At 75.5% G+C, this 5397-nt stretch carries 1 protein-coding gene; it reads right to left on the bottom strand.

Features of this window, described 5'->3' with window-relative positions; translation table 11 throughout:
• A partial coding sequence (locus GV126_RS34605) for a non-ribosomal peptide synthetase (protein ID WP_159675266.1) occupies positions 1 to 5397 on the bottom strand: 5397 nt, incomplete at both ends.

Here is a 5397-nt window from a genome sequence, read left to right as displayed (position 1 = left end):
GGGGACCTTCGGCGCGTGGACTTTCCCGGCGGGGGCTTCCGGCGTGTGGGCTTCCCGTACGCCTGCTTCCGGTGTGCCGGCTTCCGGTGCGTCCGTGTGCGGCTCGAAGACGACATCGAACTCGCCCGTGCGGCCGGGGGCCGGTGGCAGCAGGCGGACGGTACGGCCGTGCCGTTCGCCCAGTTCCGCGATGTCCTCCGGGTCGATGCCCTGGTCGGCCGAGGCCTCCCAGAGCGAGCGCTCCAGCTCCCACGCGGTCTGCTCGGCGGGCTGCTCGCCGCGCAGCAGGGCCAGGGCGGCGAGCGGGCGCACCAGGCGCCGGTCGGGCAGACCGGTGACGGTCAGCGCCCGCTCGGGTGCGGTGCCCGCCAGCAGCTCGGCCAGCGCGTCGGTACCGGTCAGGTCGGCGCAGGACAGTCGCTTGCCGTCGGCGTCGCCGTCCGGGGCGCGGCCGGGGCCGTACAGGGTGGCGTCCCAGCGGAACCGGGTCAGCTCGTTGGCGTACCGGCCGCGCTTCAGCTCGATGCGCAGGCCGAGCCCGGCGGCCCGGGCGAATTCCTCGAAGAAGGCCGGGGTCAGGCACAGTTCGCGTTCCTCGGCGAGGGCGCGGGCCGCGGCGGCGGACACCTCCCGGGCCGGGCTGAGCGCGGGCGCCCGGCGCAGCTGGGTGTCCGCGTGGAAGGCGGGCAGCAGCGTCAGGTCCCGGACGTCACCGACGAAGACGGCGCCCTCGGGGCCGGCGACGCGGACCGCCTCGGTGAGCACCCGGCGCAGGTAGTCCGGACCGGGGAAGTACTGCACGACGGAGTTGAACAGCACCAGGTCGGCACCGGCGTCGGGCAGCTCGGCCAGGGCGGTGGCCTCGGCCTGGCGCAGTGTGATGTGGCCGGGCAGTGCGCCATCACCGGCGACCGCGGCGGCGGCCGTCGCCAGGGCGGCCGGGGACAGGTCGAGGCCCAGGTAGGAGTCCGCGTCCGGGGCGAGCCGGCGCAGGTACAGGCCGACGCCGACGCCGACGTCCACGATCCGCGTCCCGCCGGTACGGCGGATGCGGCGCACGGTCCGCTCCACCCAGTCCCGCATCTCGTGCACGGGGATCGGCCGCTTGGTGTAGCTGCTCAGCCAGCCGGCGAAGTCCCGCTCGTCGGCGGGGCGGGCGTCGTCGGCCGCCTCCGGGGCCGGTGTCTGCTCCGCCTCCTCCGGGGTGTCCGGGCTGTACGCCCCCTGCCACACCTCCCGCCACCTGTCCACATGGCTGCGCTCGCCGTCGGCGTTCCCGTCCCGCGTGGCCGGGGCGACGTAGGCGACGAGTTCGGCTCCGCCGCCCGCGCGCTGGGCGGCGACGACGGCGACCGAGGCGGCCTCGGGGTGGCGGGACAGGACGCTCTCCACCTCGTCGGGTTCGACCCGGTGGCCGAGGATCTTCACCTGGCGGTCGATGCGGCCGAGGAACTCCAGCAGTCCGTCGGCCCGCCAGCGCACCCGGTCGCCGGTGCGGTACCAGCGGCCGCTGTCCGCGGTGACGAACCGCTCGGCGGTCAGCTCCGGCCGGTCCAGGTAGCCCCGGGCGACCCCGTCGCCGCCGATCCACAGCTCGCCGGCGACGCCGACGGGGGCCTCGCGGCCGTCCCCGGCGACGACCCGGACGGCGGTGTTGGCGATCGGGCGGCCGATCGGCAGGGCGGCGGCGTGCACGTCCCGCTCGCGGTCGAGTTCGTGGACCGTGGACCAGATGGTCGTCTCGGTCGGGCCGTACATGTTGTACACGCGCACCGCGGGCAGCGCGGTCAGCAGCCGCTGGGCGAGCCCGGAGGGGAACGCCTCGCCGCCGACCAGCAGGGCGCGCAGCGGGCGCAGCGCGTCCAGCGCCTGAGGCTGGGCCGCCACCGCCGCGAGGAACGACGGGGTGGCCTGGAGCAGGGTGGCCCGGTGCCGGACGAGGAGGTCCTGGAGGGAATCGTCGCCGTCGGCCGGGGTGAGCCGCTCGATCATCCGCTCGCCGCCCACCACGACGGTGGCCCCGCGGGTGAGCGGCCACAGCAGTTCGAGGACGGAGATGTCGAAGGACACGCTGGTGAGCGCGAGGACGACGTCGTCGGCGGCGAGCCCGATCCGCAGGTCCATCGCGGCGCAGAAGTTGACGACGTTGCGGTGCAGCAGCACCGTGCCCTTGGGGCGGCCGGTGGAGCCGGAGGTGTAGATGACGTACACCGGGTCGTCGGCGCCCGGGCCGTCCAGCGGTCCGGCGGGCCGGGCGGCGATCCGCTCCGCGTCCCGGTCGAGCCGTACGACGGCGCCGGTGGGCAGGTCCTCGGGGCCGCCGGGACCGGTCACCAGGCAGTCCAGGGCGGCGTCCGCGGCGATGTAGCGGAGCCGGTCGGCGGGGAAGCCGGGGTCCATCGGGACGTAGGCGGCGCCGGTGCGGGCGATGGCGAGCAGGGTCACGACGAGGTCCGTCGAGCGCCGTACGCTCACGCCGACCCGGCTGCCGCGGCCGGCCCCCAGCGCCCGCAGGTGGTGGGCCAGGCGGGCGGCCCGGTCGTCGAGTTCGGCGTAGCTGAGGCGGGTGCGGCCGTCGACGAGCGCGGTGGCCTCGGGGGTGGCGGCGATCTGCCGGGCGATCAGTCCGCCGAGGGTCGCGTCGGGGTCGTAGGGCACCGCGGTGTCGTTCCAGCCGGCCACCAGGGCCCGCTCCTCCGGGCCGCGCAGGTCGGCCGGCGGGGCGGCGGGGTCGGCGGCGAGCGCGGTGAGGGCGCGGGCGTAGTAGCCGGTGAGGCGGTCGCAGAACTCGGGGTCGAGCAGCGAGGTGTCGCAGTCCAGCCAGAGCCGCAGCCGGCCGCCGGCCGGGTCGACCAGGAAGTTCGCGGCGAGCGGGAAGTTGGTCTCGGCGATGCCGAAGCCGTCCTGGATGGCCGCGTCGGAGCCCCACTGCTGGTGGAAGTCCATGAAGTTGACGTACGAGTCCAGCGCGAGGTCGGGGTGGTCGCGCAGGATGCGGGCGAACGGGTAGCGGCGGTGCGGCAGGGTGCGCTGCTCGTGGGCGCGAACCCGGTGGGCCAGGTCGAGCCAGGAGCCGTCGGTCACGGACAGCCGGAGCGGGAGCGTGTTGAGGAACACGCCGATGACCTGGTCGCCGCCGTCGTCCGCGAGCCGGCCGTGGGTGACGACACCGGTCAGCACCTCGTCGCCGGGTGCGACGGCGTGCAGGACGGCGGCGTGGGCGGCGGCCAGCAGCGACTTCGGGGGCAGTCCGGCGGCGCGGGAGGCGGCGGTGATGCGGGCCCCGGTGGACTGTTCCAGCGGTACGTCGAAGCGGCGGTGTCGGGCGCCGGCCGGGCGGCCCGTGGTGCGTGCGGGCAGCGTGGCGGGCTCGGCGCCGGCCAGTTCCCCGGCCCAGAAGTCGCGGTGCTCGCTCTGGTCGGCGGCGCGGCGTTCGGCGGCGACGAACTCCCGGAAGGTGCTGGGGATCTCGGGCAGGAAGAGGTCTTCGCCCGAGAGCGCGGCCCGGTAGCGGGCGACGATCTCGTCCAGCATGGCCGCGTCGCTCCAGCCGTCCAGCACCACATGGTGTTCGACCACGCTCAACTGGAAGGACTTGGCGCCCAGCGGGTGGGCGGTGAAGGCCAGCAGCGGGGCCGCGGTGAGGTCGAAGTCGTGGTGCTTGGCGGTCTCGGCCCACGCGGCGAGCCGGGCGGCGCGGGTCTCCGGGTCGGCGCCCCACAGCTCCCCGTCGACCGCGAGGGGCACGGTCACGTCCCGGTGCACCAGCTGGAGTGGTTCGCTGAAGCCGGTGAGGTGGAAGGAGCTGCGCAGCGCCGGGTGGCGCCGGACGGTGCCGGCGAGGGCGGCGCGCAGTGGCTCCTCGGCGAAGGGCAGCCGGACCCGGATGCTGGTGACCACCCGGTAGACGGAGGAGTGCCGCTCGTACTCGGCGTGGAAGACCATGCCGGACTGCATGCTGCTGAGCGGGTGGGCGTCGTCCAGGCCGTCGGGCAGCAGGTCCCGGTCGGCGGCGGACAGCAGCGAGAAGGGCCGGGTGCGCGGCCCGGTGGGCACGTGCGGCCGGGTGTGGCGGGCCAAGGCGCGGACGGTCGGTGCCTCGTACAGGTCGGGCAGGTCGAAGGTGACGCCGGTGTGCTCCAGGGCGGTGCGCAGCCGGATGCTGAGCAGGGAGTCGCCGCCGAGCGCGAAGAAGGAGGTGTCGGGGTCGATCCGCTCGGTGCCGAGTACGGCCGTGAAGGCGTCGTGGATCCGCTGTTCGTCCGCGTCCAGCGGGCGCGCCGCGCGCGGCGCGGGTGCCGTGGGGCCGTCGGGCACGGGCAGGGCACGCCGGTCGACCTTGCCGTTGGGCGACAGCGGCAGGGCGTCGAGCAGGACGACGGCGGACGGCACCATGTACCCGGGCAGCCGTGCGGCGAGCGCGGCCGTCAGGGCCTCGGGGGTGGCGCCGGGGGCGACGGCGTGGGCGAGCAGCCGGTGCTGCCCGTCGGCACCCCGGGGTGCGGTGACGACGGCCTGTTCGACGCCGGGCAGGGCGAGCAGCGCCGACTCGATCTCGCCGGGTTCGATGCGGAAGCCGCGGATCTTCAGCTGGTGGTCGAGCCGGCCGCGGTACTCGACCGTGCCGTCCTCCCGCAGGACGGCCAGGTCGCCGGTGCGGTAGAGCACTCCCCCGCCGGGGGTGTACGGGTCGGTGACGAAGCGTTCCGCCGTCTGCTCGGGCCGGTTGAGGTAGCCGGCGGCGACCTGGACGCCGCCGATGTGGAGTTCGCCGGGCACCCCGAACGGCAGCGGTTCGCCGCCCGCGTCGAGCACGTACAGGCTGGTGTTGGCGACGGCCCGGCCGATCGGCACCGGCCCGGTGCCGTGCTGCTCGGTGCAGCGCAGGTGGGTGACGTCGATGGCGGCCTCGGTGGGGCCGTAGAGGTTGTACAGGCCGGGCGCGTCGGCGGCGGGCCCGTACACGGCGAAGAAGCGGGCCACGGTCTCCGGGCGCAGCGCCTCGCCGCTGCACACCACGCGGCGCAGCCCGGTCAGGCGGGCGGCCTCGGGCTCGGCCAGGAACAGGTCGAGCATGGGCGGCACGAAGTGCAGGGTGGTCACGCCGTGGGCGCGGACAGCGGCGGCCACGGCGCGCGGGTCGCGGTGGGCGCCGGGCGCGAGGAGGTGCAGCCGGGCGCCGGCGAGCAGCGGCCAGAAGAACTCCCAGACCGACACGTCGAAGGTGAACGGCGTCTTCTGCAGCACGCATTCGCCGGGTTCGAGGGCGTACTCCTCCTGCATCCACAGCAGGCGGTTGACGACGGCCCGGTGGGGTACGGCGACGCCCTTGGGGGTTCCGGTGGAGCCCGAGGTGTAGATGACGTAGGCGATGTCGGCGGGGTCGCCGTACCCCAC

It is taken from the genome of Streptomyces mexicanus (assembly GCF_902506575.1).
GTDB lineage: Bacteria > Actinomycetota > Actinomycetes > Streptomycetales > Streptomycetaceae > Streptomyces > Streptomyces mexicanus.
This window is presented reverse-complemented; position numbering and strand designations above follow the sequence as displayed.